The following is a 25,423-nucleotide window of genomic DNA, read 5'->3' on the forward strand; positions in this document are numbered from 1 at the left end:
ATTGTTTTAACCTATGACTGCACTAGCTCTCTTGCTATACCACTAGTATATTAGCTACATCAACCCATCTTATCCTAGGTTGAAGATTCTGGCACAAAACAATCTCATCAGCCCATTTCATAAAACTCCGCCACCTGTTCACAGCTACCACAGGCTCCCTGAAGACTTCTGCCTTACTACTTCTTCTGATTACGTTTGATTATACGGTATCCGAAAATCTTTGTCAAGACTTTTGATTAAATTTTCTGAAAACTTTTTTTACAAATGAACCTTAACTCATGGACTATTACCCAAATCTATAAATCTGTAAAATATGATATACTAGACAGAGCTAGATTTCAGGAGAGAAAGAGGGAAAGCATGTCTTTTGACGGATTTTTTTTACATCATATAACAAAGGAACTCAAAGCTAATTTGGAAGGTGGGCGGATTCAGAAAATCAATCAGCCTTTTGAACAGGAAATTGTTCTCGCTATTCGTAGCAACCGCCAAAGTCACAAATTGCTTCTATCTGCCCATCCCATGTTCGGAAGGGTACAGTTGACCCAGACCGAGTTTTCCAATCCAAAAGTGCCAAATACCTTCACGATGATTCTGCGAAAGTATTTACAGGGAGCTGTTATCGAAGAAATTCGTCAGTTGGAAAATGACCGTATTTTGGAGTTTTCTGTGTCCAATAAAGATGAGATTGGCGATCATATTCAAGCAACTTTAATTGTCGAAATCATGGGCAAACATAGCAATATTATTCTAGTTGATAAATCAGAACATCGGATTATTGAAGCGATTAAGCATGTTGGTTTTTCACAAAATTCTTACCGAACACTTTTACCGGGTTCAACCTATATTTACCCACCGAAAACCAATTCACTCAATCCTTACACAGTGTCTGACGAAAAACTATTTGAAATTTTGTCTACTCAAGAGCTCAGTGCCAAGCATCTCCAACAACTTTTTCAAGGACTAGGACGAGATACAGCAGACGAGTTAGCTGGCCATCTGACTAGCAATCGTCTAAAGAACTTCCGAGCCTTCTTTAACCAGCCAACACAAGCGAGTCTGACAGATAAATCCTATGCTGCTCTGCCATTTGCCAATAGTCCTGAAAATGAACCAGCTTTTAAAAGTCTAGGAGATCTGCTAGACTTCTATTACCAAGATAAGGCCGAACGTGATCGCGTTTCCCAGCAGGCCAATGAATTGATTAAGCGAGTGACTAGTGAGCTTGAAAAAAATCGTAAAAAGTTAGTGAAACAGGAACAAGAGTTGAGGGATACCGAAACAGCGGAATTGGTACGGCAAAAAGGAGAGCTGTTAACAACCTATCTTCATCAGGTTCCTAATAACCAAGCGAGTGTAATCTTAGACAATTACTATACAGGTGAGGAACTTGAAATTGAATTGAATGTAGCCTTAACACCTAGCCAGAATGCCCAGCGTTATTTTAAGAAATACCAGAAACTCAAAGAAGCTGTCAAACATCTGACTTCCTTGATTGAGGAAACCAAGGCAACCATCACCTATCTGGAGTCTGTGGATACTATGCTAGAGCAAGCAAATTTGTCAGAGATTGATGAAATTCGTGAGGAGCTAATTGAGACAGGCTACCTCAAACGCCGTCACCGTGAAAAAATTCATAGACGCCAGAAACCAGAACGCTACTTGGCAACGGATGGAAAAACTATTATTCTAGTTGGAAAAAATAATTTACAAAATGATGAGTTGACCTTCAAAATAGCTAAAAAAGGGGAACTTTGGTTCCACGCTAAAGATATTCCTGGTAGCCATGTGATTATTACAGGGAATTTGGATCCTAGTGATGAGGTTAAGACCGATGCAGCAGAACTTGCAGCCTACTTCTCCAAAGCTAGACATTCTAATCTTGTCCAAGTTGATATGATTGAAGCCAAGAAACTTCACAAACCAACTGGCGGGAAACCGGGCTTTGTGACCTATCGTGGACAAAAAACGCTCCGTGTCACTCCAACAGCAGACAAAATAAAATCCATGAAAGTCTGATTCATGGATTTTTTTACTTGTTCATTAAGAATGTCATTCGATTGATTAACTGTTGGAGGTTCTTCTTGATAAAAGCTAAAGCATACATATCTTGATTTACTTGACTAGTTTGACCGCCTGTTTCAGTCATTTTTTACTTCAAATTTTCACAGTTTTCTGAACTACTCAGCCCTATCTATATCCTTTTTGACTTCCTCAGCATCAACTGTTGCAAAGAGGTACTGGCGGTCTTGGACAGGAAAGCGTTGATCTAGTTGATCTACCGGTCCGATTTCGACATTCCCTTCAGCGATAACGTAGTCTATCACATGGCCCCCAAACGTTCGATCATCCGAAATAAAATGCAAATGGTAACCGGCTACACTAATACCATGGAAGATTTCTGGTGTCCAAATTCCAACAATCGTCCCCGAAATATTCTCTACGGTATATTCTGGTTGTCGGCTAGCGACTTCTGCAAATCGAACTTCTGAAGTTGATTTGGGAATCATGCGCACATGCATCTGTGAAAACGTTCCCCTTATTTTGAGAGAACGGAAAAGATTTTCCCCATCATAGTAAGACTCTATACGCTGATGCAACTCATCACTGGTCATCTCAAAGCGTTGCCTAAAAATAACTTCTGCCTCATGAAAAATAACAGCTGCATAAGGAATCTTTCTATCCGCAGGAACTTCCACTACTTCTGCTCTGTTGCCTTCGCTTTTTGCTTGATAGGCTTTTCCATCCAAAATGATCAACTCACCATCAATGGAATCCAAAGTTCCTAGTCCCAAGTCTCCATGTTCTAGCAGTTCACCAACTGTCAAAGAACCAGTATACAAACCCGCCATCAAAGCTCCTAATGTATTGTATTGAAATAATCGCTTTACCTGCATGCTCTACCCTTGATTTAAAAACTCTTGCATCGCCAAATCATCTGGAACCAATTGGATATAGCGACTAGCCTGCATTCTCGCCTCTTCCAATCGACCAAGTTGACGTAAAACTTCCACATAATCAGCCAAAAATTCTGGGTTATCTGCCAAGTCCACAACCAATTCATCATAAAGAGCGAGGGCACGCTCACTTTCTTCCAAAGCCTGATAAGCTTTAGCCACATTCCAACGAGCTAAAACATTGTCCAAATCCTCACTAAACAGAGCTACAACCTCTTCAAATCTTCCTTGTTCAAGGTAGAGATTCGTCAAACGCAAAAGCAATTCATTGTTATCATCTACTAGTTCTTTCGCTTTGAGCAAGTAATTTTCAGCAGCTTCTTTATCATGTAACTCATAAGCATATTGTGAAGCCTGAAGCAAGAGATTGGCATCAAAACCATTCCTAGATAGCCCCTTTTCTGTCATCTCCAAAGCTTCTTCCAACTTATGCTCTGCATGTAAAGACTGAGCATAGACATACTCGTACCCCTCAAAATCAGGATTGATTGTATCAAGCTGTTTAAAATAGAGATTGGCCTTTTGATACTCTTCTTTTTCAAATAGCAGAGCAGCCAACTCAAAAAGCGTCTGATCATCATATTCCAACTCAACAGCTTTTTCCAAAAATTCAATCGCTGCCTCAAATTTTCCCAGACTAGCATAAGCAAGCCCAATTCGCTGGTAGGTCGAAATCCCCGTCAGTTCATAAATTTCACGATTATCCAGTTGAGCGTAGTAAGAAATAGCTTCCTTGAAATACTCTAATTCCATATCCAATTCAGCCAAACCAAATAGAATAATGGGTTCGTCCGATATTCGACTTGCCTCCAACATCTTCTCACGCGCCACATCTGCCAAGCCTTCTGCCTGATACAAGTCTGCCTTGACCAATAAAGCTTCTACATAAACCAAACTCTCTTCTGGAATCTCTTCCAAATAACCAAAAGCCTCTTCTACCAACCCATCTTCAAAAGCAATCTGGGCTAAGTTGATTGCCACCTCCGGAAATTCATCCTTGATTTGAGTATAGATTTGACCTGCCTGAGGAAAAAAACCAATACCTTGCAGATAAGCAGCTAAAGATAAGAGTGTCCCTGGATCATCCTCAATCAAGGCTCGGTTAAAATACTTATTAGCCTTTCCCAGATCCTGCTGTTCCAGACAAACCATCATTTTTTCACTATTGTTCATTCACAACCTCATCTTTTTCATTTTCATACAAATCACTATGCGTTTTATACCATTCAAATATTGCCTTAACCAACACCTTGATAGATGCATAGATTGGGATACCTAGCAGCACTCCCAAGATACCAGATATTTGACCCGCAGTTAGTAAAACAAACAAGATGGTAATCGGATGAATGTTGAGTGAGTTACCGATAATCAGCGGAGTCACGAAGCGTCCTTCAATCGTTTGCTCAATCATAAAGACTACTAAAACCTTGATAAGCATGATCGGTCCGGCAATCAAGCCTAAAATCACTGCTGGAATCATAGCCAAGAAAGAGCCCATAAAAGGAATAAGATTTAAAAAGCCTGCCAATACCCCTAAAGTGACCGGATAACTCAGTCCGATAACAGAAAACATCAAAGAAAACATTAGTGCTACAATAATGGCCACAGTCACCTGACCACGGACATAATTAGAGAGCTGCCCATTCACATCTGTTAAAACAGTTCCAATCGGTTCTCTCCACTTGGTTGGCAAATACTGTGTGATATAGTTGTTCAACTCTTTCCCATCCCTCAATAGATAGAAAAGAATGAACGGCATAATCATAATCGCAACAATAATCTGTGAAGTTGTTGAAATAATATTACTAGCCCAGTTAACTGCACTTGAAGAGAATTTCTGAACATGAGTCACAATTTGATCATTTACCTTATTGACCATCTCTAGAGCAGTTGGCCTAAACTGCTCAAAACGATCATCTTGAAGAAGACTAGTTACCTCGCCTTCAATTCTCTGAATATTTGAGGGCAAACTTCTCGCAAAAGAAGTCACCTGTTCTTGGATACTTGGAATAGCCACAGCCAATCCCCAAACAATTAAAAGACTAATTAAAACAAAAAGAATGGAAATACCGACCGTACGAGGGATTTTATGCTTTTCCATCCAATCCACCATTGGATTCAGCAGATAATATAGTAATCCTGTCAAAATCATAGGCAAGAGTATAATTTCTAAAAAACTTCCCACAGGTTTTAACAAAAAACTAATCTTACTAAAAACAAATATGGTAAGAAAGGCTAGCAACATCACCAATAAAAACGTGACCGCCTGACTGTTTAAGAACAAACGGAAAAACCAAGTCCAGCCAAATTTTTGATTCTTATCGTCCATCTAACATACTCCTCTTCTTTTTATCTATTGTAACATGATTCAACATAAAACTATCTCAAAACATCTGTTTGAATTTTCAGATTTTTATTGACATTAAGCAATACACTATACCATTTAATAACTAATAGTCTATCATATCATTTACGTAAAAATAAACAGGTAATAATGAGATTAAAATATACTTTCATCATAACAACTTTACTTTTTTTCTATTGCTCTAACACCATCTTACTCATGCCAAAACTGGTAAAAACCAGCACACAGTTTCCACCAATTTGCTTGGATGAATCTAAGACATAACGACTGACCATAACCACGATTCATATCTCCATTATCTATCACCTAGAAGCAATGAAACCTAATCGTACACCCCTTCTGAAAGACTTCCACCCCAAAGAATAGAACGATAACCAGATGGTCACTACTGTGCCTATTGTTCAGGCTAAATTGGTGATACTTACTAAAATAAATCTACTCCTATCACATATTCTTACTCTTTTAAATAAATTATAACGAACTTCTCCATCCAAACAACTACATGATAATGGTGAGAGGTGTATTTTAGTTTTTTATTTTAAATAGTCGCAATTTTACTCCTCTGACTGAGTTAGGGTACTATATTGATGATTGCTGATTCTACTTAAAATTTATCTTATAATCATCATTTTATCTAAATATTCTTGGAGCAGATTATGGTATAATATTTTGTGACAAAAAATTAACGAGGTACGCTATGACAATCTATTTCGGTACATATACAAAACGAGAATCCAAAGGAATTTACAAAGCACAATTTGACTCTGAAAAAGGAAAATTAAGCCACTTAGAATTAGTTGCTGAAGAACCAAATCCTACCTATCTCTCCTTTGATAAATCAGGGTACCTTTACTCTGTTGGAGCAGAAAATGGTCTAGGAGGCATCGCTGCTTTCAGGACTGACTTTACTCCACTCAACCATGTGGTATCCGAGGGCGCTCCACACTGCTATGTTGCTGTGGATGAAGAACGCAACTTAGTCTACGCCTCCAACTACCATAAGGGACAAGTCCTAGTGTACAAACAACTGACAGACGGATCACTAGAACTAGCCGACCTTGTACAACACCAAGGTTCTGGACCGCATGAAAATCAAGTCTCCGCCCATGTTCATTTTTCTAATTTGACACCGGATAAATTCTTAGTAACCTGCGATTTGGGCTGTGACCAAGTGGTTACTTATAGGGTATCGGATCAGGGAGAACTCGAAAAATTAGCTACTTACCAAGCCACTTCAGGTAGTGGCCCACGCCATATTGTTTTTCATCCCGTAGCCAAAATTGCCTACCTAATCTGCGAACTTAATTCTACTATTGAAGTTCTTATCTATGACGGTTGGGGACAATTCGAGCTGATGCAAACTATTTCCACTCTCCCTAAAGAGCATACTGGCTTCAATGGCACTGCTGCTATTCGTATCACAAGAGACGGAAAATTTGTCTACGGTTCTAATCGTGGGAATGATTCTATTGCAGTTTACAAAACACTCGGCGATGCCAGCTTAGAACTAGTAGAAATTGTCCCAACAGGCGGAACAACCCCACGGGATTTCACCCTCAGCCCTGATGAAAAACATGTAATTGTTGTCCATCAAGATTCTGACAATGCGACTGTTTTTGCAAGGGACTCAAAGACTGGACAATTAACTGAGCTTTCTCACGACTTCTATGTTCCTGAGGCTGTTTGTGTTACATTCTCATAAGATAAACTCCTTGTAAAATCAATTAAATTTTGGTTTAATAACTTTATAGGAGGTGATTCCAACATGAATCCAGTAGAACTTTTTAACAAGGTCAAAGAACTAGTTGAAAACAAAGACTTTGACGGTGCAAAACAATTTATCGAAGAAAACAAAGACCAACTCGGAGAATACCTAGAACAAGCTAAAAACTTGTTATCTGGCTCTGAGGGTGTGAACGGTCTTTTGGACAAGGTTAAAGGCTTGTTCTAACAATATCAAAAACTAGGCTGAACAATCAGTCTAGTTTTCTTTTTTCCGTACCACTAGAAATTATTCTTACTCTGTTAAAAACTTTTACGCAGATTTGTTCCACCTATATCTACTATATAACATTCCTTTACAAGGAACAGTTCATTTCAAACGATTGTCGCTGACTATCAATCATAGCGACCAGTTCTAGAAGCGAGTCAATCTGCCAATCACTTTTCCACTTCCCATCCTCTACTCCCAATCTCCCCAGTCCAGTCATCACTCGAACTGCTCGCATTCCAAGAGATTTTGCAGGCAAAATATCATTATCATATCGATCGCCGACATAAATGGTTTTATCTGCCGAAGTAGCTGCCTTTTCCAAAGCAAGTTTGAAAATAGTCGGATCTGGCTTAGTGAACCCAATCTCTTCAGACAAGATAATTAACTGAAAGTAGGATAGCACTCCCCAGTCCTCCAGTAAGGCCCTGACTCCACCAGATTGATTCGCAATAATCCCCAACTGATAGTTACTAGATAGCTTTTCAAGAACTTCTTTTACTACCGGATAGAGTCTGACCCCCTCATTTGTCCACAAAGGACGTTTTTCATTTGGAGCAAAATAGTTCCACGTCTCCTTAATCGGGTCTCCTCCACCACGAGCAAACTCCTCCATTTTCTTACAATAAAAATTGAAAGAACCATCTCTTCCAAGAAACTGCAACCTTTTCACACACTCTTTCACGTAATGACTATACGCTTCCTCTTCGTCTAAAAGAGTTGAGCCTAAATCAAAGAATATCCACTCCATCATATCACTCCGCACTTTCTACCTTTTTTCTTCTCCTCGGTGTCAATACTTCAGCAATCATCATTTGAAAAAGACCTGTCAAGAAAATCTCATCATCTACATCATCTACTAAAACATAGGTTTGACTCCCTGATATGGAACTTCTAAATTTGGATTGGAAACATATGACAGCACCGATGAAACAACTTTAACCAGTAAACGATTATCATATAATCCACCAATGACTTTCCCTTGATAATAAAGAATATATTCCCCCATCATGGCGCGATAACGAATACCTCCTAAAATTGATAACCGTTCTAAAATAAACTCTAGGTACTCTTTACCAGCCCTCCCAATCAATTGGATACACCTCTTTCAGATTCTTCTCGGATAGATAAATTTCCCCTTGACCCATCCTTATTCACTTACAGTATATCACTTTGACTTAATTGTTACTAAACCAAACAAAAACTCCCTAGAAAACTAGAGAGTTTTAAAATTGCTATACAGCTTATTTTTTCAAGTTGTAGAATGAGTTCAAGCCTTTGTAGACTGCAACTTCACCCAATTGATCTTCGATACGAAGCAATTGGTTGTATTTAGCAATACGGTCTGTACGTGACAATGAACCTGTCTTTATTTGACCAGCATTAGTTGCAACTGCAATGTCAGCAATTGTTGAATCTTCTGTTTCACCTGAACGGTGGGACACAACCGCAGTGTAACCAGCTTCTTTAGCCATTTCGATAGCTTCAAATGTTTCAGTAAGGGTACCGATTTGGTTAACCTTGATAAGAATGGAGTTAGCAGCACCTTCCTTGATACCACGTGCAAGGTAGTCAGTATTTGTTACAAAGAAGTCATCACCAACCAATTGAACGCGTTTACCAAGACGCTCAGTAAGAGCTTTCCAGCCATCCCAGTCGTTCTCATCCATACCATCCTCAATCGTGATGATTGGGTATTTGTTAACCAACTCTTCAAGGTAGTCAATTTGCTCTGCAGACGTACGAACAGCAGCTCCTTCACCTTCAAATTTAGTGTAGTCATAAACTTTGCGTTCTTTGTCATAGAACTCAGATGACGCACAGTCAAAACCAATCATAATACCATTTTCACCAGCTTCATAACCAGCTGCTTCAATAGCTTCGATAATTGTTTCAACACCGTCCTCAGTTCCTTCAAACTTAGGAGCGAAACCACCCTCGTCACCAACTGCAGTTACCAAACCACGAGCTTTCAAGATTTTTTTCAAAGCGTGGAATACTTCAGCACCCCAACGAAGACCTTCTTTAAATGAAGGAGCACCAACTGGCAAAATCATAAATTCTTGGAAAGCAATTGGAGCATCAGAGTGAGAACCACCGTTGATGATGTTCATCATTGGAGTTGGTAATACTTTGGTATTGAATCCGCCTAGGTAAGTGTAAAGTGGCACTTCAAGGTAGTCAGCAGCTGCACGCGCAACAGCAATAGAAACACCAAGAATAGCATTTGCACCCAATTTACCTTTGTTAGGAGTACCGTCAAGAGCAATCATAGCGCGGTCGATAGCTTGTTGATCACGAACGTCAAAACCAATGATAGCATCAGCAATCACGTTATTCACGTTGTCAACAGCTTTTTGAGTACCAAGACCGAGGTAACGAGACTTGTCACCATCGCGAAGCTCAACTGCTTCGTGCTCACCAGTAGAAGCTCCTGATGGAACCATACCACGTCCGAAAGCACCTGATTCAGTATAAACTTCGACTTCAAGTGTAGGGTTACCGCGTGAGTCAAGGACTTCACGAGCGTAAACATCAGTAATAATTGACATTATATTACTCTCCTTTGAGTTTAAAATAGTTACACTGTTATCATACCTTAAAACAGGGGATTTTTCAAGAAAAAATAGGTTATTTTTACTGAAAGAGCTGATGTAAACGCCTTCCTTTGCAAACTGAATCTGATATGGTATACTAAAATTATGAACGATTTACATACTACTATTCTGCAAAAAGCCTCTGGAGAAACCCGTTTCAATCCCGATGAACAACGACTTTATATGGGAACCTATCGGGAACGGGTGGTGCTACTTATCTCGTTTGAGGAGATACAAAAACAACAATTCATTCACAACTTTGATAGCATCTGCCAACAACTATCTAGCAGTCATATTCCTCTATTTTTAAAGCTGTCCCCGTCTCTATCTGATCGCTTACAAGTTTCATTCATGAAAATGGCTCAGACTCACACAATTACTACATCCATCATTGATGAAAAAATAGGACAATCGCCCTATGCTCTTGTTTTTCACACGGACCATGCTATAGATAAAGAAAAAATCACTTTAGAAGACGTATTTCCAAAACTTATTACTGAAGAGGAAAAAAAGAAAGAGGAAAAGCCTTCCTTCTGGAAAAAATTATTTGGGTAAGCAATGCTTCCCTTTTTTTAATTGTATTGGTTGAAAACTTCTTAATTCATTTTTCCACCTAGTTGAAGAGTTCTCGCCACTTGTTCCGCTGTTCGTACTAAATTTTTTTCTGCTTTTCGGAGCGTGTCTTCTAAACCTCCAACTTCAGCGATAATCGGGAAAGCTGCACAGATATTTTCAATGGGAAAATCCGGTAAATCTCCTTTAAGACTACCACAAATCGCGATCACTGGAATACCTACAGGTGTTCGTCGAGCAACTCCCATAGGAGTTTTCCCTCCCAAACTCTGTGCATCCATCCTCCCCTCTCCTACAATAACTAAATTTGCCTGAACGACCCGCTCATCAAATCGTAGCTGATCCAAAACAAAGTCAATACCATTTTGAATGCTGGCTCTAGCAAATTGTACCAAGCCTGCCGCCATACCCCCTCCTGCACCAGCTCCAGCCAAATCAAGAATAGTAGGATTCACAAGTTGATAGAAGGATCTCATTTCCTCATCCACCTGCCCAAATTCAGATACTGCCAATCCTTTTTGAGCTGCAAAAACATGCGTAGCTCCTTTAGGACCACAAAGAGGAGTATCCACATCCACCACCAAGTCAATACTGACTTGAGATAGGTCAGATACAATAGCTTCTGCAGAAAAACTAGCAATCTTTCCTAAGTTGGCCCCAATAGCCTCTACAATCTGTCCATTCGCATCATAAAAATTTACTCCTAAACCTGCTGCCATCCCAATCCCACCATCATGACTAGCAGAGCCACCTATGCCGATAAAAACATGTCTCGCACCTTCTCTAACCACATGTAAAATCAATTCACCAACGCCATGAGTCCTAATTTGAAGAGGATGTCTCTTTTCCTTTGGAATACTTGCAAGACCAACAATTTCAGCCATTTCAAAGACTGCAATATCATCCTTCGTTGCATAGGAAACAGAAACTTTTTCACCAAAAGGTCCTGTAACTTCTGTCTGTTTTCGTTTAAGTTGTAGGGCTTCTACCAGACTATCAACCGTTCCTTCGCCACCATCACCCAGTGGGAGTAAATCATAACTCGCTTGAGGATAAACTTTAGAAAAACCTGAATGAATAGCCTGAGCGACCTGCGAAGCAGAAAGAGATTCCTTGAATGAATCTGGAGCAATTAAAACATGCATGACTGAGAAACCTCCTTTACTTTATATTATTAGTATAGCACTACTGCCATAGCCTTTCAAGAAATCTTTTAGTCGGTATTCACTGAAAATCAAATAGTTTCAACCATCTATTAAAATAACGAGGGAAAGAAAATAGCTAAAACTTCTGAAAGGGACTCTTGTGGATAAAAAAGATAAATGAACTCTTCCCGCCAAACCAAGACATAAGGAAATAAGATAAAAACCGAAAATCCATTTACCGAAGTTAAAATGAAGCTTATATCAATACTATTTTCTACTAAACTATACAAGATTCTTCAGTTATCATACCTAGTTTTACAAAAACTGAATTTGATTTTCAAAGAGTATGGTATACTAAAGGAAAGGAGATCGATATGTATCAGACTATTTTATTTGACCTAGATGGAACATTGACAGACTCTGGTCAAGGAATTTTAAACTCAGTTGCCTACGCACTTGAAAAGATGGGGATAGAAGAACCGAATCCAGCCAATCTACAACGTTTTATCGGTCCACCTTTATATGAATCATTTTCACGATTCTATCAACTGAATCAAGAAGAGACACAAGCTGCAGTAGATGCCTTTCGTATCTATTTCAAAGAAAAAGGAATGTTTGAAAACCAGCTTTATCCAGGTATCATTTCTCTCCTAGAAAAACTGAAAACGAATGGGAAAACACTTGTGATCGCCACTTCAAAGCCAGAAGTTTTTGCTAAACAAATCTTGGAACATTTTGGAATTGCTCACTATTTTGAAGTGATTGCTGGAGCGAGTTTGGATAGCAGCCGTATCAGCAAAACGGATGTTATTGCCTATGCCTTAAAACAGATAAACTCTATCTCCCTTCCAGCTATTATGATTGGCGATAGGGAGCACGATATTGAGGGAGCATCTGCCAATAATTTGCCTGCCATCGGTGTTCTCTATGGCTACGGAACGAAGCAAGAATTTGAAACTGCTGGTGCCAGTCATATTGTTCAAAGTGTGAAAGAGTTAGAGAAGTTTCTTTTAGCTTAATACCAAAAGGCTCGAAATAAATCGGGCCTTTTTATACTCTATCACTATTTTATCTAGTAAACTACACTGCCTCTATTGTTCCTGGCAGTTTTTACTTGCTTTGGGAAGCCACTTCATCAATTATCTCAATCAATTTGTATAAATTCTTCTCTGTAATTCGGTAGGGAGCTTCCTTCTCAACAACTGATTTGGCACAAAAAGCAATTCCAATACCCGCTTCTTGAATCATCGGTAAGTCATTTGCCCCATCTCCCATAGCAATTGTATCCTTCATTTCCAGACTATTTTCCATAGCCCAAGCCCTCAACTTAGCCTTTTTTACATCCTTTGTCACAATTTCACCAAGTACTTGACCTGTAAGAACTCCATCCACAATCTCAAGTGTATTGGCCTCTACATAGTCCAAATTAAGACGCTCCGCTAACCTATCTACCGTTTGATGAAATCCACCTGACACCACTGCTACTTTATATCCACGTCTGTGTAGCTCTGCCACCAGCTCCTCTGCACCAGGTGTAAAATGAATGCGATCAAAAATAGTAGCAAGAACCGTTTCTGGCAAACCTTTAAGAAGGGCGACCCGCTCTCTTAAAGCTTCTACAAAATCCAATTCTCCTCTCATGGCTCGCTCAGTAATCTCCGCCACCTGCGATCCTACGCCAGCTTCTTCTCCTAATAGATCAATTCCTTCTTCCATGATCAAGGTGCTGTCTACATCCATGACCACTAATCCTTTAATTTTCTTCATTTATCACCTCAATCACTTTGAGCTGCTCCTAAGAGCAAACCCAGTTCTAACCTGCTTGCTTACGGACGTTAGAGTAAACACAACCAACTCCAGCACAATAACCAATCCAACGTAACTATCTAATGATTCTCCTATATATCAGAGATGTATCCGTTCCCTAGCCAATCATTCAAAACATTTCCCACCTTAATGCCTATTTTGTTCTATCTTACCAGATTTCTGAAAAATTACAAGAACTAGTAATACTTTCACCAATATTTTCAAGTCTCTCTTTCCACGCTTCATAATAAGCACAATGATATTGGAATAATCTACTGAAACAAAACATATGTAATCTCTATAAAAGGATTATTTTCTTTTAGATGCTATCCCCATTAAGCACTCGCAGCATGCAAACAGAAAACCATAATCATTATCACTGCTAAAAATGTTTCATATCTTCCAAAAAGAAAAGACTGCTATCACTTTGTAAATGCGTGATTAGACAGTCTTTTACTGTTAATAGCGGATAGCCTCTCGAGTTTTCTCATACGAACGTACAAAGCGCTCTGTTACACCCGGCTCAACCGTCTCCAAAGCAAATGAAATTTCTTCAAAAGCTGCTTGATAGTCAAATTCTTTTTCAAAGATTGACAGCGAGCGGTTGAAGGCTTTTTGTACACTTTCATCAAATGAACGGTAACGGTTAGAATACTGTAAAAGCTGCTCTGTCAAAGTAGCGTTCTGCACGATTAAGTATGCTAACTCCTCTAATTGATTCATATCATAGGTTGCATTTTCCAACAGACGATTGACGACTTCTGTGTTGATCCGCTTATAATCCAGTTCAGCAATTAAGGTTTCTACATGATCGCTGGTTCTGAAAAAGCTAGTCAAGAACTCTGCCGGAATCCCTGGAAGATTGCGCTTTTCCATGTAACGCTTAAGGGTATGAAGCTTATTGATATAAAGAGTAGCCTTTTTGCGTGCTGTACTTTCTGATACTTCTTGCGATTTGAGATAGTCAGCCAATACTAGCTGCTCTTCTTCAATTTCTTTCAAACTAGCTAGGGAATGTTCCAGACGTTCTTCCAAAATAGAGTAAGCTACTTGTGGATTCTCAAGATCTTCTACGCTTTCTGCCACAACAATTTCAATTGTTTCCAAGCGTTTTTTCAACTGCTCAATCCGTGAAAGTTTACTGTCAGCTAGAAGGTACAAAGCATTCAAACGCTGACTTTCCTCATCCAAAAGTTGTGTGTTTTGCACAGCATGTTCCAAAAATTTCGGCAAGTTTTTGCTAATCCTAACAACTGCCTTATTGGCATCAATTTCTCGATTAAAAATACGATACAGATGGTCAATTTTCGCTTGGATGGCTTCATTTTCAGCCTCTGCAGCATCCAAATCAAAAGAAACAATCAGGGCTGTATTTTCACGGATCGATACGCGAATATTTTGGAATTGCGACTCAATATTTGCTTCTGTAAATAAGTAATTTTGCTCAACTAATTTGCGATAACCAGATTCCAAATCTTCTAACTGTTCTGGGAAGTTTTTGGTTACTTTTTCAATCAAATCTGGGATACGATCCATAATTTGATTCAAGGCAATCATGTGCTCTTCTGTCTTGTCAAGAATCTCAGCAGCTTCTATAGGGTCACCTGATGAATTAAGCATCACAAACTCAGAGAACTCGACTTCAATATTTTTCAACTGTTTTTCAAGCTCTGGCAATGTCTCGCCATAACTCTCAGAATTTTCACGAACGGCTGCTTGCAAGTTATCAAATAAGTTTAAAGCATGTTTGACACGACCAGAGTTTTTTTCCTCTTGTTCCCTCAGCTCAATTAGACCGCGACGGATAGAAGAAATATCTTCCTCAATCAAATCAATTTGGCTTTCAATGCTATCAATAGCGTTTTTAGCACTAACAAAACGAAAAGAATTATTGTAGCTCTCTGCTTCAAAAATATGGTTTTCAATATCAGCAAACGAATTGAGCGATAAATCCACCCACTTTTGATTCCACTCACGGAATGAAACCTGACTCTGACCAATCAAATGAAGAGCCTTAACAGTCTCAACTTCTTCATTAACTGGGAGGTTAAATAGATCTTCCTTGCGTTCCTCCAATGCAACCAAGAGGTTGTCATTGCGTTTGCGAATAATCAAGCAAGCTACATAGGCAATGATTAGAATAATAACAATCGAAACGATTAAGATGATTGTTCCTGTAGGCATGTAAATCTCCTTAGCTCATAATAATTACTAGAAAATATCGCTTAATTATACCATAAATCTCTAGTATATGCACTTGTTTTTTTCGTTTTTAGACATCTAATGTTGAATAAACAGCATTTTCCTCAATAAACTCTCGCCGAGGCTCAACTCTGTCCCCCATCAACATGTCAAAAATCTTATCTGCTTCCGCAGCATCATCAACAGAAACACGTGCCATAAGACGATTTTCTGGATTCATCGTTGTTTCCCACAACTGATGATCATCCATTTCTCCCAAACCTTTGTAACGCTGAATAGTTGGCTTGGAACGTCCTGTACTATGTCTCGCTAAGGCATCTTGCAATTCTTGTTCTTGATTAACACTAGGCTGGATGTACTCTTTTATTTCACTTCCAACTTTGATTCCATAAATTGGTGGTTGCGCAATATAGACATAGCCAGCCTCTACCACTGGACGCATATAGCGGTAAAACAAGGTCAAAAGGAGAGTTCGGATATGGGCGCCATCCACATCGGCATCAGTCATGATAACCAGTTTCTGATAACGGGCTTTGCTGACATCAAAATCAGCTCCAAATCCAGTTCCCATCGCTGTAAACAAGCTGCGAATTTCTTCATTGGCCAGAATCTTATCCATGCTAGCCTTTTCTACGTTTAAAATCTTACCACGGATTGGCAATATAGCTTGAAACTCACGATCACGACCGGACTTAGCAGAACCACCAGCCGAATCTCCCTCAACGATAAAGAGTTCTGTTTTTGTCGCATCATTTGAGGAACAATCAGCCAATTTCCCAGGAAGATTGGAAATTTCAAGACCAGATTTCTTACGAGTCACTTCACGCGCCCGTTTAGCTGCTATGCGAGCCTTACTTGCCAAAATCCCTTTTTCAACGATTCGACGAGCAACCTGCGGATTTTCCAAAAGAAACTCTGTAAAAGCTTCTGAGAAGAGGCGATTGGTAATCTTGACAACCTCACTATTACCCAACTTCGTCTTGGTCTGTCCCTCAAACTGTGGTCCAGGATGCTTCACGGAGATGACAGCTGTCAAGCCCTCACGTACATCTTCGCCAGTCAGATTGTCCTCGTTCTCTTTGAGAATTTTACTTTTCTTTGCATAATCATTGATGACACGCGTAAGTGCTGTTCGGAATCCCTGCTCGTGAGTCCCCCCTTCATGGGTGTGGATGTTATTTGCAAAACTGACCACATTTTCATGGTAGCTAGTCGTATATTGTATGGCGACTTCTACCGTAATATCATCCATTTCACCTTCGGTGTAAATAGGCATTTCAAAAATAACATCTTTGTTTTCATTGAGATACTCAACATAGGAAGCAATCCCCCCCTCATAGTGGTATTCCTTAGTTTGTTCAAGTCCTTCACGCTTATCTGTAATAGAAAGATTCAAACCACGGTTGAGGAAAGCCAACTCCTGAATACGTTTATTCAACTTAGCAAAGTCAAACTCAGTTGTTTCATTGAAAATTTCTGGATCTGGTGTAAAATGCACAGTCGTACCAGAACGATCCGTTTCTCCCACCACTTTCAAATCTGCAACGACCTCACCACGATGATACTCTTGAAAATAAACCTGACCATTTTTATAGACATGAACATCCAACTGTGTTGAAAGAGCATTTACTACGGAAGAACCTACGCCGTGCAAGCCACCAGAGACCTTATAGCCGCCTCCGCCAAATTTCCCACCAGCATGGAGAACGGTGAAGACTGTTTCCACAGCAGGACGACCTGTTTTTTCCTGAATATCAACAGGGATTCCACGACCATTATCAATTACTGTAATCGAGTTGTCCGGTTCGATATAGACTTCAATCTTATCTGCAAATCCAGCTAAGGCCTCATCTATGGAGTTATCAACAATTTCCCAAACCAGATGATGAAGCCCCTCTTTGGAAGTGGAACCAATATACATTCCCGGACGCATCCGAACTGCTTCCAACCCTTCCAAAACCTGAATCTGACTGGCATCATATTCCTGAGCCTTATCTTGTAAATCTTTGATTTCTTCTGTCATTTCTTTTCCTTATTTTCTATAATGATTACCCGTTTAAAAATAAAAGTCTACAAAATAATCTAGCAAGACAAAAAATAATCATCGTCAAGCAAGTAACAACGGGTACACTTTCTATTTGAAATAGGTAAAAATCATTCTGATGAACACCTCTCATTATACCATATTTTCTGATATTTTGATAGAAAAAAAGGGGCTGAAAAAACACCCCTATTAAATAGAAACACTTTTATATTATTATTTTCAACTGTTATAGCCTAGGGAACTCCTAGGATTCAAGAGAAAGTCATTGGAATATGCCTGACAAAGTACAACACAGGTTTGAAGTGGGATAGGCTAATCAATTCTGAATCCCTTTTGTTGCACTGCTATATATGGGGCAGCTTCTATTTCAAATCTTCTCTCAGATGACAGGATTTGTATGATTGGTACTCATCCAGATACACCTTATTCAAGGCGACTAGAACAATCATCACTATTTTGCCTAGTTTGGTTTTACTACCGCTAGAAAGAGAAAACTTTTTAAAGCGCTTCAAAACATGATTTATTTTTCAATCTTATAGACCATTGTCTGCGCAAGCTCTGTGCCATCACCACCAAACAAATCAACCAATTTATATGCAAAATCCAAACTTGTACCTGCACCACGACTAGTAATGATAGGTCCATCAACTACTACATTTTCTGCTAAATGAATGCCTGATTGAATATCTGCTTCTTTCCCAGGAAAACAAGTATAGCAACGACTGTCTAGTAGACCTGCTTTATCTAAAACAATCGGAGCTGCACAAATAGCTGCAATAGACTTGCCCATTTCAACTGCCCGCTTCAATGCTGAAATCAAACGATCATCATCTCTTAGATTTACCGATCCTGGCATTCCTCCAGGTAAAACAATCAAATCAAAGGGAGACAATTCACCACTAAACATTTGATCCGTTTGAACGCGAATTCCATGTGATCCCTCCACTTCCTGACTATTCAGACCAAGTATTTGACAATCAAAACCAGCACGCCGGAAAACATCAACAGGTGCCAAAGCTTCAATTTCTTCAAAGCCATTAGCCAAAATAACTGCCACTTTCACCATATAAACCTACTTTCTAACGTCTTAATGTAATATTTCTATTCTTACGTGATTTGTTGGACTCTTTCTCACTGGCTAGACGTGATTGATAGCCCATTGATAAGACCAAACCAACACCGATTAGATTGGCCACCATTGATGATCCTCCCTGAGAGATAAAAGGCAATGGAATCCCTGTCAAAGGAAGTAAACCAGTTGCAGCACCAATATTTTCAAAGACATGGAAAAGAATCATCATGATGTATCCTGTCGATATATAGGTATAGTAACGGTTGTTTGATTGCAATGTTACTCGCAACATACGGTAGATAAAAAGTAAATACAAACCGATTAGGACTGTTCCACCAATAAAACCAAAATCCTCGCCAATAACTGTAAAGATCATATCACTTTCACGGACAGGAATTAGTAGATTGGTTTTATTGAAACCAAGGCCCTTCAATCCACCACTACCAATAGCAATCAAGCTCTGAGCCTGTTGGTAGGTAGTTGTTTGAGCATTTTTAAATGGATCCAACCAAGCCGAAATACGGTTGATTTTGTATGTGTCTATGCCTATATTGTATAAGAAAGTCGTCCCACCAGGAGAAATGAAAATAAGCATAAAAGTGACAAATAATACAAACAAGGTCAAGGCTGTAGGTAATAAAATTTTCCAAGAAACCCCTGATAAAAGAAGCATGCCACTGAAAATAGCAGCAAACACCAAGGATGTTCCAAGGTCTTTTTGCATAGCCAAAAGTAGTAAAATCGGAACCGTCAGTAAAATCATATAGCCAATGAGTATAAAGTCCTCACGAATTTTCCGTATCGGATAGTGTTTATGGAAGGTAACAATAACTCTAGCCAACATGACAATATAAGCTATTTTCATAAACTCTGAAGGCTGAAAAAGAGTCATATTCCCAATAGTCACCCAGTTTTTTGCCCCTGTTGAAGCCACCAACTCAGGATTGTAGAAAAATAATGGTAAAGCCATTAGAATAAGCCCCAGAACATATAAAAAGGGGGTAACTTGCCAAAGAAATTTAGTAGAAAAGAACATAACTAAAAAGGCTGCGATCATCCCCATCCCTATCCATGCAACTTGCTGTCCCACCATTTGTAAAACATTTGCGGGATAATCCTGACTAACTGCAATATAGAGCGAGATAATCCCCACAACTAATAGAAAAAAGACTGGTAAAATGAGCGAGTAATCTATTCGACTATCAATCGTCCCTCTATATTTCATGAAACACCTCATACTTTCACTTCAAATTCTTACTTACCCTATTGTAGCAAAAATATTCACTCATTGAAACTAAAAATCAACCTCATTCTTGTAAAAAGAATCTTAAAAAAATTGCTCAATAGAGAAGAAAACACTGATTTTTTTCTTTTTTCTCACTCTTGTTTTACTCTACAATTCATTCTCTCATCCCTTCTTGTTTCGTTCTAAAGAATAAAGAAAAAATAGTCTCTGAATATTGAATATACTTTTTAATTTACAAACTAAAAAAACAACCCCGAGAGGTTGTTTCTTACTTGAGACCGTATTTTTTGTTGAAACGATCCACACGTCCATCTGCTTGGGTGAACTTTTGACGTCCTGTGTAGAATGGGTGTGAGTCTGATGAAATTTCCACACGAACCAATGGATATGTTTCACCTTCAAATTCTACTGTTTCGCTAGTTTTCTTAGTCGAACCGCTAAGGAACTTGTAGCCAGTAGTAGTGTCCATGAAGACAACAGTGCGATATTCTGGATGGATATCTTTTTTCATTTATAAAAAATTCCTTTCTGCCATGGTCTCTTTCTGAGCCATAGATTATAACCACTTAAGTCTACCAAAATTTTTGCCTTCTGGCAAGTCTTTTTACCTATTTTTTCAACATTCTATAAGAGTTCAAAGAACAGAGGCTCCCGAAACGATGTCGGATGTAACTCTCATTCCAAAACTCCCCTCTGATGGACTAGCCAAACCATCCAAAACCCTCTCTAAACCTATTTCAACCCTGTCAACCAAGCTCGGTGTCAACAAAATACGTCCTTCAGTATCTATTAACACTGCTTCTACCTCTGGTAGTTGACAAACCATCTCAAAGATCTCTGGTATCGCCTGTCCAAACAAGCGAGTTGTCCAAATTTCACCATCTACCGATCGCTTAGAGATGATTGTGAGACTAGCAAGATTCGTTTCAATGGGGTACCCCGTCTCAGAACTTAAAATATGATGATAGTTTTTTCCATTGACCGTAAGGGTTCTTTCGTAGACACCTGAGGTAACAACCGATTCTTGACTTATTTTGAGAACTAGGGCATTTTCACCACGCACTTTCTGTGGATCTTGAATACCGATTCGCCAGTAACCATCTGGATTGTGTGGAGCTTGACCAAAAGTTAGGACATTGCCACCTAGGTTAATCAAGCCTGCGGCCACATCCATTCTTTTCAAGAATTCAACAATCCTATCCGCTACATAGCCTTTTGCTAAAGCACCTAAATCAATAGCCATACCTTTCTTTGGCAGATATACCATCTGTTCTTCATCATCCAATTCAATGTCAGCTGGATCGATTAGTTTGAGTTTTTCATTGATGATTTCTTGATGAGGAATATTAGCATCACCAAATCCAATCCGCCAAGCCTGAACAAGCGGTCCAATTGTTATATTGAGAAAGCTATCTTCAGCCAAACTATGTTTTTTGCCCAACTTTATCAGTTCGTATAAATCTTGCGTAACTGGAACTGCTTGAACCCCAGCATTGAGATTGACCTCCATCAATTCGGAAGTCAAATCATTGGCTGAAAAGCGGTCCTTGTATAGATAGAGCAACTCCTCCACCTGATCTAAGATTGTTTCTGCTTGCTCATGCCAAATCTTGGTTTCAATCATGGTTCCCATCAAGCGAATGATTCTACTACTTGCTTGCATTTTTCACTACCTGTTGGATTTCTTGGTAAATTTGTTCATTTTCAGAAAGAGAATAAGAGTTAGCACCACTCGCTAGTGGATGACCACCGCCATCGTGGCGTTTTGCAATCTCATTGATAGGAGTATACTTACTGCGGAGACGAACCCTATAGCTGCCATCAGCTTGCTCTACAAAAACACCCCATGCCTGAACCGCTCCAATACGCCCCGGTGCGCCAACAATGAAAGAGGTATCCGCATCAGTCACACCGTACCGCTCAAGAATTGCGCGCGTCAATATAATGCGAGCAGCTCCGCATCCATCTACCTCTAAATGATCATAGACGTACCCTGTCAGCTTAGCAATTTTAAAGTCAATGGTATCCATCTGACGAGATAGGTGCGCAAAATCAAAATCTTCTTGGAGCAAACGAGCAACCATTTCAAAGGTATGTGAGCTAGTCGCTGGGTAGAGAAAACGGCCTGTATCGCCTACGATTCCAGCATAGAGCAAACGAGCAATCTCTCCATCCAAAACTAACTGACTTTGGATAGCGAACTCTGTAATCATTTCACTACAAGAACTAGCTGCTGTATTGACCCAAAGTAAGTCGCCATATGGTTCTTCATTGGGATGATGGTCAATTTTTATCAAAAAGGCACCCTGCGCATAGCGCGCATCATCAATACGAGCAGTGTTTGCTGTGTCTGTCACAATGACCAACGCACCCTGATAATCTTTGTCCGCTACTGCATCCATCTCTGCCATCCAAGAAAGATTGGGTTCTTCAAATCCTGTCACCTTAATAGTCTTTGTCGGAAAATTCTTCTGTAATAATTTTTGCAAGCCAACCTGACTACCAATCGCATCCGGATCTGGTCGCTGATGACGATGAATAATGATGGTGTCGTATTCTTGAATTTTTTCAATAATGTTACTGTAAATAGTCATAGCAACTCCTTTTCATCATTTTAGCATAAACTTCCCCTTTTGAAAATGATAGGAGTGTGATATAATGAGGTGACTATATAATTTGGAGGAAATTATGGCACTAGCAAAAATAGTTTACGCTAGTATGACTGGTAACACAGAAGAAATTGCCGACATCGTTGCCAGTAAACTAGAAGAGTTAGGCTTAGAAGTACAAGTTCATGAATGTACAACCATTGAAACCGAAGAAATTTTGGATGCAAACCTCATTGTTGTAGCTAGTTATACTTATTCTTATGGTGGAGATGGGGAACTTCCAGATGAGATTGTTGACTTCTATACTGACCTAGCCAATTTAGATTTGACTGGAAAAATCTACGGTGTCTGCGGTTCTGGTGATACTTTCTACGATGATTTCTGTAGTGCAGTTGATGATTTCGATGTTATGCTAGGTTCACGCGGTGCAATCAAGGGTGCTGAGAATGTTAAAGTTGACCTCGCTGCTGAAGAAGAAGATATTATCAATTTAGAAAACTTTGCAACGGACTTAGTCGCAAAATTGGATACACTTACTTAATTAACGGATCAAACCTTAATGGTTTGATCTGTTTTCACATTCCTTGTATGATTTTTCCCTCTACTACAAGATTGAAAAGGGCAATCTTATAGCAAACCATTTTCTAGTTCTACTTCGACTTATTTCATATCATTTTAACTCACCTTGCTTGTACCTTTATCAGACTATCCCCATATTGGTTTGAAGCAAACTATGCTTCTCTCATCTCCAATAATCTAGGTCTGAACTATTGATCAAAAATAAATAGGGTAGCTGTAAAATAAAAGATTGAAAAAATATAACTCACCAGTAAGTTTTTTACTTGCAATTTTTTTATTTCTGATATACAATTAACTAGTTAACTATTTGTAAAGGAGAAGATAATGGCTAAAAAATCAAAAATAGCTCGCTATCATAAACAGTTGGAATTGATCGAGCGCTATGCTGAATTACGAAGAACACTCAAAGAAAATGGGGACTATGAAGCTCTAAGAAAGCTTCCTCGTGATTCTAATCCTAACCGATTAAAACACCGCGACCTCACCGATGGCCGTCCACACGCCTACATGCGCAAATTCGGTGTCAGTCGGATTACATTCCGTAAGCTCGCTCATCTTGGTCAGCTTCCAGGAATTAAAAAAGCAAGTTGGTAAATTTCCTCAAACAAGGCTAGTCTTCAGCCTTGTTTTTTGCTATACTAAAAACCAACCAAAACAATTTATAGGAGAATAGACATGGAATTGGAAATCATTCGTTCACAAATCAATCAACTAGATCAAGAACTTGTCACCCTATTGGAAAAGCGTATGGAATTGGTAGAACAAGTCACAGCTTATAAGCGGGCGACAGGAAAACCAGTTCTTGATAGCAGTCGCGAAACAAGTGTCTTAGAACGTGTAGGAAATTTGGTAAAAAAAGACGCATATCGCTCTACCATTCAAGCAACCTTTAGAGACATCATGGCTCAGTCCAGAGCTTATCAATCTTCACAGTTAATGAGCCATGAGCAATAGAGGAAGGTTTCAGGTTCAACTATTTGTCCTGTCTCTGACGAGTGGAATAATAGCAGGTTTGGTGACAACTCTCTTTGGAAATATCCTGTTAGGTATAGGAGAGCTACGCTCTAAATTCTTTCTCTGCTTGATACCATTTTTAGCGTTGGCTGGATTAGCCCTCGTTTTTGCTTATCAAAACTGGGGAAAATCTGTCCGATCAGGCATGGATCTAGTTTTTAAGGCAGGACAAGGACAAGACACACATATATCTCCAGTCTTGATTCCATTGATTATGCTAACAACGTGGATCAGTCACCTTTTTGGAGCCTCTGTTGGACGTGAAGGGGTAGCTGTTCAGTTGGGAGTTGCCCTTTCTCATTGGCTAGGAACCAATTGGTTCAAATCCATTTCTAAAGATTTAATAGTTAAAATAGGTATGGCAGCTGGTTTTGCTGGACTTTTTCAAACACCCTTGGCTGCTAGTTTTTTCGCTATTGAAGTCTTAGTCGTCGGGAGTTTTTCATGGACAAGCCTACCCTATTGCTTGCTAGCAGCCTTCACAGCCTCTACCACTTCTCATCTGCTTGGATTAGAAAAATTTAGTCATATCATCACAACTCCAAACTTTCAAATTGCAGACAGCTTCAAATTCCTATTGTTATCCCTTTGTTTTGGCATTATCGGCAATCTTTTTGCTTGGATTCTTGAGCGGGCAAAGACTCGTATAAATATTTGGTTGTCCGATCCTTATAAAAGAGTATTCTACATGGGATTATTGTTAACTGCCCTACTGTTTATTTTCCACCAAGGCCGTTATTCTGGTCTAGGAACCAATTTAATTGAGTTTAGTTTAGAAGGAGAGCAAATCTTTACCTACGACTGGTTTCTCAAGCTCATTCTCACCTGTCTCTGTTTGGTAGCCGGTTTTCAAGGTGGTGAAGTAACTCCACTCTTTGCTATTGGCGCTAGTTCTGGTGCTGTCTTAGCAGGAATACTTGGTCTTCCAATAGAACTTGTTGCAGCCCTTGGGTATTGCACTGTATTCTCCTCGGCTACCAATACTCTACTAGCACCTATCCTGATTGGATATGAAGTATTTGGTATTAGTCTGGTACCTTACGCTGTTCCTGTTCTTTATCTAGCCTATTTTATCAACCGCAAAGAAAGTATCTATCGACAACAGTTGCGATAAGTCGAGATATACTCGTAAGAAACCACAAAAAGCCTGTATTTTCAGGCTTTTCGAGTATTTATCATCATAGTATTTATCCTGTGGAACACTCTGCTCATTCTTTTTTCGAT

At 39.3% G+C, this 25,423-nt stretch carries 23 protein-coding genes and 1 pseudogene; 9 read left to right on the forward strand and 15 right to left on the reverse strand.

What is annotated here, in order from left to right; genetic code table 11:
* The first annotated feature begins 360 nt into the window (after positions 1-360).
* Positions 361-2,019, forward strand: coding sequence for an Rqc2 family fibronectin-binding protein (locus BZG42_RS06315; protein WP_155995972.1), 1,659 nt, complete (start codon positions 361-363; stop codon positions 2,017-2,019).
* Positions 2,020-2,180: 161 nt separating this feature from the next.
* Here BZG42_RS06315 and budA read toward each other — a convergent pair whose 3' ends face one another.
* The 3 genes from budA to BZG42_RS06330 are packed head-to-tail and all read right to left on the reverse strand — an operon-like array spanning position 2,181 to position 5,286.
* Positions 2,181-2,897 carry an acetolactate decarboxylase gene (gene budA, locus BZG42_RS06320; protein WP_155972495.1) on the reverse strand — a complete coding sequence of 239 codons (717 nt, stop codon included), beginning with the start codon at positions 2,895-2,897 and terminating at the stop codon, positions 2,181-2,183.
* Between the two features lie 3 nt (positions 2,898-2,900).
* Positions 2,901-4,130, reverse strand: coding sequence for a tetratricopeptide repeat protein (locus BZG42_RS06325; RefSeq protein ID WP_155963273.1), 1,230 nt, complete (start codon positions 4,128-4,130; stop codon positions 2,901-2,903).
* Positions 4,120-5,286, reverse strand: a complete 1,167-nt coding sequence (locus tag BZG42_RS06330) for an AI-2E family transporter (protein ID WP_120171898.1) — start codon at positions 5,284-5,286, stop codon at positions 4,120-4,122. The genes BZG42_RS06325 and BZG42_RS06330 overlap by 11 nt, the downstream gene beginning before the upstream one ends.
* 733 nt (positions 5,287-6,019) lie before the next feature.
* Between BZG42_RS06330 and BZG42_RS06335 the strand changes: the two genes are divergently transcribed.
* Together BZG42_RS06335 and BZG42_RS06340 are read left to right on the forward strand one after the other, a co-directional pair.
* Positions 6,020-7,024, forward strand: coding sequence for a lactonase family protein (locus BZG42_RS06335; protein WP_120171899.1), 1,005 nt, complete (start codon positions 6,020-6,022; stop codon positions 7,022-7,024).
* A gap of 63 nt (positions 7,025-7,087) precedes the next feature.
* Positions 7,088-7,273 carry a hypothetical protein gene (locus tag BZG42_RS06340; protein WP_024531915.1) on the forward strand — a complete coding sequence of 62 codons (186 nt, stop codon included), beginning with the start codon at positions 7,088-7,090 and terminating at the stop codon, positions 7,271-7,273.
* A 127-nt stretch (positions 7,274-7,400) separates the two neighbouring features.
* On the opposite strand, the gene BZG42_RS06345 is transcribed toward BZG42_RS06340, so the two are convergent.
* The 3 genes and pseudogenes from BZG42_RS06345 to eno form a co-directional block, all read right to left on the reverse strand.
* Positions 7,401-8,066, reverse strand: coding sequence for an HAD family hydrolase (locus tag BZG42_RS06345; RefSeq protein WP_024531914.1), 666 nt, complete (start codon positions 8,064-8,066; stop codon positions 7,401-7,403).
* 1 nt (position 8,067) lies between these two features.
* Positions 8,068-8,402 (reverse strand): annotated as a pseudogene (locus tag BZG42_RS10115) (TfoX/Sxy family protein).
* Between the two features lie 154 nt (positions 8,403-8,556).
* The gene (eno, locus tag BZG42_RS06355; protein ID WP_002935704.1) at positions 8,557-9,864 is read right to left on the reverse strand and encodes a surface-displayed alpha-enolase; all 1,308 of its coding nucleotides are present in this window, start codon (positions 9,862-9,864) and stop codon (positions 8,557-8,559) included.
* A gap of 150 nt (positions 9,865-10,014) precedes the next feature.
* On the opposite strand from eno, the gene BZG42_RS06360 reads away from it, so the two are divergent.
* Positions 10,015-10,464, forward strand: coding sequence for a DUF1694 domain-containing protein (locus BZG42_RS06360; protein ID WP_024531912.1), 450 nt, complete (start codon positions 10,015-10,017; stop codon positions 10,462-10,464).
* A gap of 41 nt (positions 10,465-10,505) precedes the next feature.
* Here BZG42_RS06360 and BZG42_RS06365 read toward each other — a convergent pair whose 3' ends face one another.
* The gene (locus BZG42_RS06365) at positions 10,506-11,627 is read right to left on the reverse strand and encodes a glycerate kinase family protein (protein ID WP_120171901.1); all 1,122 of its coding nucleotides are present in this window, start codon (positions 11,625-11,627) and stop codon (positions 10,506-10,508) included.
* Between the two features lie 374 nt (positions 11,628-12,001).
* Here BZG42_RS06365 and BZG42_RS06370 point away from each other — a divergent pair, with 374 nt between their 5' ends.
* A complete protein-coding gene (locus tag BZG42_RS06370; protein ID WP_024532659.1) occupies positions 12,002-12,646 on the forward strand; it encodes an HAD family hydrolase in 645 nt (214 codons plus the stop codon).
* A gap of 91 nt (positions 12,647-12,737) precedes the next feature.
* Here the strand turns inward: BZG42_RS06370 and serB are convergent, their stop codons facing one another.
* The 8 genes from serB to BZG42_RS06410 all read right to left on the reverse strand — a co-directional run bounded on the left by serB (position 12,738) and on the right by BZG42_RS06410 (position 22,591).
* A complete protein-coding gene (gene serB / locus BZG42_RS06375) occupies positions 12,738-13,394 on the reverse strand; it encodes a phosphoserine phosphatase SerB (protein WP_120171902.1) in 657 nt (218 codons plus the stop codon).
* Positions 13,395-13,892: 498 nt separating this feature from the next.
* On the reverse strand, positions 13,893-15,617 hold the full coding sequence (ezrA, locus tag BZG42_RS06380; protein ID WP_024532657.1) for a septation ring formation regulator EzrA: 1,725 nt from the start codon (positions 15,615-15,617) through the stop codon (positions 13,893-13,895).
* 88 nt (positions 15,618-15,705) lie between these two features.
* Positions 15,706-17,658, reverse strand: a complete 1,953-nt coding sequence (gene gyrB, locus BZG42_RS06385) for a DNA topoisomerase (ATP-hydrolyzing) subunit B (protein ID WP_024532656.1) — start codon at positions 17,656-17,658, stop codon at positions 15,706-15,708.
* Positions 17,659-18,199: 541 nt separating this feature from the next.
* A complete protein-coding gene (locus tag BZG42_RS06390) occupies positions 18,200-18,745 on the reverse strand; it encodes a DJ-1 family glyoxalase III (RefSeq protein ID WP_120171904.1) in 546 nt (181 codons plus the stop codon).
* Between the two features lie 13 nt (positions 18,746-18,758).
* Entirely contained in the window at positions 18,759-19,988 is a 1,230-nt protein-coding gene (locus tag BZG42_RS06395; protein WP_079276145.1) for an FtsW/RodA/SpoVE family cell cycle protein, read from the reverse strand.
* Between the two features lie 277 nt (positions 19,989-20,265).
* Positions 20,266-20,508, reverse strand: a complete 243-nt coding sequence (locus BZG42_RS06400) for a type B 50S ribosomal protein L31 (protein ID WP_024532653.1) — start codon at positions 20,506-20,508, stop codon at positions 20,266-20,268.
* A 123-nt stretch (positions 20,509-20,631) separates the two neighbouring features.
* Complete coding sequence (locus tag BZG42_RS06405) at positions 20,632-21,660, reverse strand: FAD:protein FMN transferase (RefSeq protein WP_155995974.1); 1,029 nt, start codon at positions 21,658-21,660, stop codon at positions 20,632-20,634.
* Entirely contained in the window at positions 21,647-22,591 is a 945-nt protein-coding gene (locus BZG42_RS06410; protein WP_024532651.1) for a DHH family phosphoesterase, read from the reverse strand. The genes BZG42_RS06405 and BZG42_RS06410 overlap by 14 nt, the downstream gene beginning before the upstream one ends.
* A 94-nt stretch (positions 22,592-22,685) precedes the next feature.
* Here BZG42_RS06410 and BZG42_RS06415 point away from each other — a divergent pair, with 94 nt between their 5' ends.
* From BZG42_RS06415 to BZG42_RS06430, 4 genes are all read left to right on the forward strand, one after another.
* On the forward strand, positions 22,686-23,147 hold the full coding sequence (locus tag BZG42_RS06415) for a flavodoxin (protein WP_024532650.1): 462 nt from the start codon (positions 22,686-22,688) through the stop codon (positions 23,145-23,147).
* Between the two features lie 362 nt (positions 23,148-23,509).
* Positions 23,510-23,779, forward strand: a complete 270-nt coding sequence (rpsN, locus tag BZG42_RS06420) for a 30S ribosomal protein S14 (RefSeq protein WP_155995976.1) — start codon at positions 23,510-23,512, stop codon at positions 23,777-23,779.
* A gap of 81 nt (positions 23,780-23,860) precedes the next feature.
* Positions 23,861-24,139: a chorismate mutase gene (locus BZG42_RS06425; RefSeq protein WP_024532648.1), complete on the forward strand. Its 279-nt coding sequence runs from the start codon at positions 23,861-23,863 to the stop codon at positions 24,137-24,139.
* Positions 24,129-25,313 carry a chloride channel protein gene (locus tag BZG42_RS06430; protein WP_155995978.1) on the forward strand — a complete coding sequence of 395 codons (1,185 nt, stop codon included), beginning with the start codon at positions 24,129-24,131 and terminating at the stop codon, positions 25,311-25,313. The genes BZG42_RS06425 and BZG42_RS06430 overlap by 11 nt, the downstream gene beginning before the upstream one ends.
* The last annotated feature ends 110 nt before the right edge of the window (positions 25,314-25,423 follow it).

Source organism: Streptococcus sp. DAT741 (assembly GCF_009866825.1).
Taxonomy (GTDB): domain Bacteria; phylum Bacillota; class Bacilli; order Lactobacillales; family Streptococcaceae; genus Streptococcus; species Streptococcus ruminantium.

Coding starts and splice junctions, on each gene's coding strand:
- BZG42_RS06360 (WP_024531912.1), top strand. CDS start 10,015: ATGAACGATTTACATACTACTATTCTGCAAAAAGCCTCTGGAGAAACC.
- BZG42_RS06430 (WP_155995978.1), top strand. CDS start 24,129: ATGAGCAATAGAGGAAGGTTTCAGGTTCAACTATTTGTCCTGTCTCTG.
- BZG42_RS06370 (WP_024532659.1), top strand. CDS start 12,002: ATGTATCAGACTATTTTATTTGACCTAGATGGAACATTGACAGACTCT.
- serB (WP_120171902.1), bottom strand. CDS start 13,394: ATGAAGAAAATTAAAGGATTAGTGGTCATGGATGTAGACAGCACCTTG.
- BZG42_RS06315 (WP_155995972.1), top strand. CDS start 361: ATGTCTTTTGACGGATTTTTTTTACATCATATAACAAAGGAACTCAAA.
- BZG42_RS06340 (WP_024531915.1), top strand. CDS start 7,088: ATGAATCCAGTAGAACTTTTTAACAAGGTCAAAGAACTAGTTGAAAAC.
- BZG42_RS06390 (WP_120171904.1), bottom strand. CDS start 18,745: ATGGTGAAAGTGGCAGTTATTTTGGCTAATGGCTTTGAAGAAATTGAA.
- BZG42_RS06400 (WP_024532653.1), bottom strand. CDS start 20,508: ATGAAAAAAGATATCCATCCAGAATATCGCACTGTTGTCTTCATGGAC.
- eno (WP_002935704.1), bottom strand. CDS start 9,864: ATGTCAATTATTACTGATGTTTACGCTCGTGAAGTCCTTGACTCACGC.
- BZG42_RS06365 (WP_120171901.1), bottom strand. CDS start 11,627: ATGCATGTTTTAATTGCTCCAGATTCATTCAAGGAATCTCTTTCTGCT.
- BZG42_RS06395 (WP_079276145.1), bottom strand. CDS start 19,988: ATGAGGTGTTTCATGAAATATAGAGGGACGATTGATAGTCGAATAGAT.
- BZG42_RS06330 (WP_120171898.1), bottom strand. CDS start 5,286: ATGGACGATAAGAATCAAAAATTTGGCTGGACTTGGTTTTTCCGTTTG.
- rpsN (WP_155995976.1), top strand. CDS start 23,510: ATGGCTAAAAAATCAAAAATAGCTCGCTATCATAAACAGTTGGAATTG.
- BZG42_RS06415 (WP_024532650.1), top strand. CDS start 22,686: ATGGCACTAGCAAAAATAGTTTACGCTAGTATGACTGGTAACACAGAA.
- BZG42_RS06325 (WP_155963273.1), bottom strand. CDS start 4,130: ATGAACAATAGTGAAAAAATGATGGTTTGTCTGGAACAGCAGGATCTG.
- ezrA (WP_024532657.1), bottom strand. CDS start 15,617: ATGCCTACAGGAACAATCATCTTAATCGTTTCGATTGTTATTATTCTA.
- BZG42_RS06425 (WP_024532648.1), top strand. CDS start 23,861: ATGGAATTGGAAATCATTCGTTCACAAATCAATCAACTAGATCAAGAA.
- BZG42_RS06410 (WP_024532651.1), bottom strand. CDS start 22,591: ATGACTATTTACAGTAACATTATTGAAAAAATTCAAGAATACGACACC.
- BZG42_RS06405 (WP_155995974.1), bottom strand. CDS start 21,660: ATGCAAGCAAGTAGTAGAATCATTCGCTTGATGGGAACCATGATTGAA.
- BZG42_RS06335 (WP_120171899.1), top strand. CDS start 6,020: ATGACAATCTATTTCGGTACATATACAAAACGAGAATCCAAAGGAATT.
- BZG42_RS06345 (WP_024531914.1), bottom strand. CDS start 8,066: ATGATGGAGTGGATATTCTTTGATTTAGGCTCAACTCTTTTAGACGAA.
- gyrB (WP_024532656.1), bottom strand. CDS start 17,658: ATGACAGAAGAAATCAAAGATTTACAAGATAAGGCTCAGGAATATGAT.
- budA (WP_155972495.1), bottom strand. CDS start 2,897: ATGCAGGTAAAGCGATTATTTCAATACAATACATTAGGAGCTTTGATG.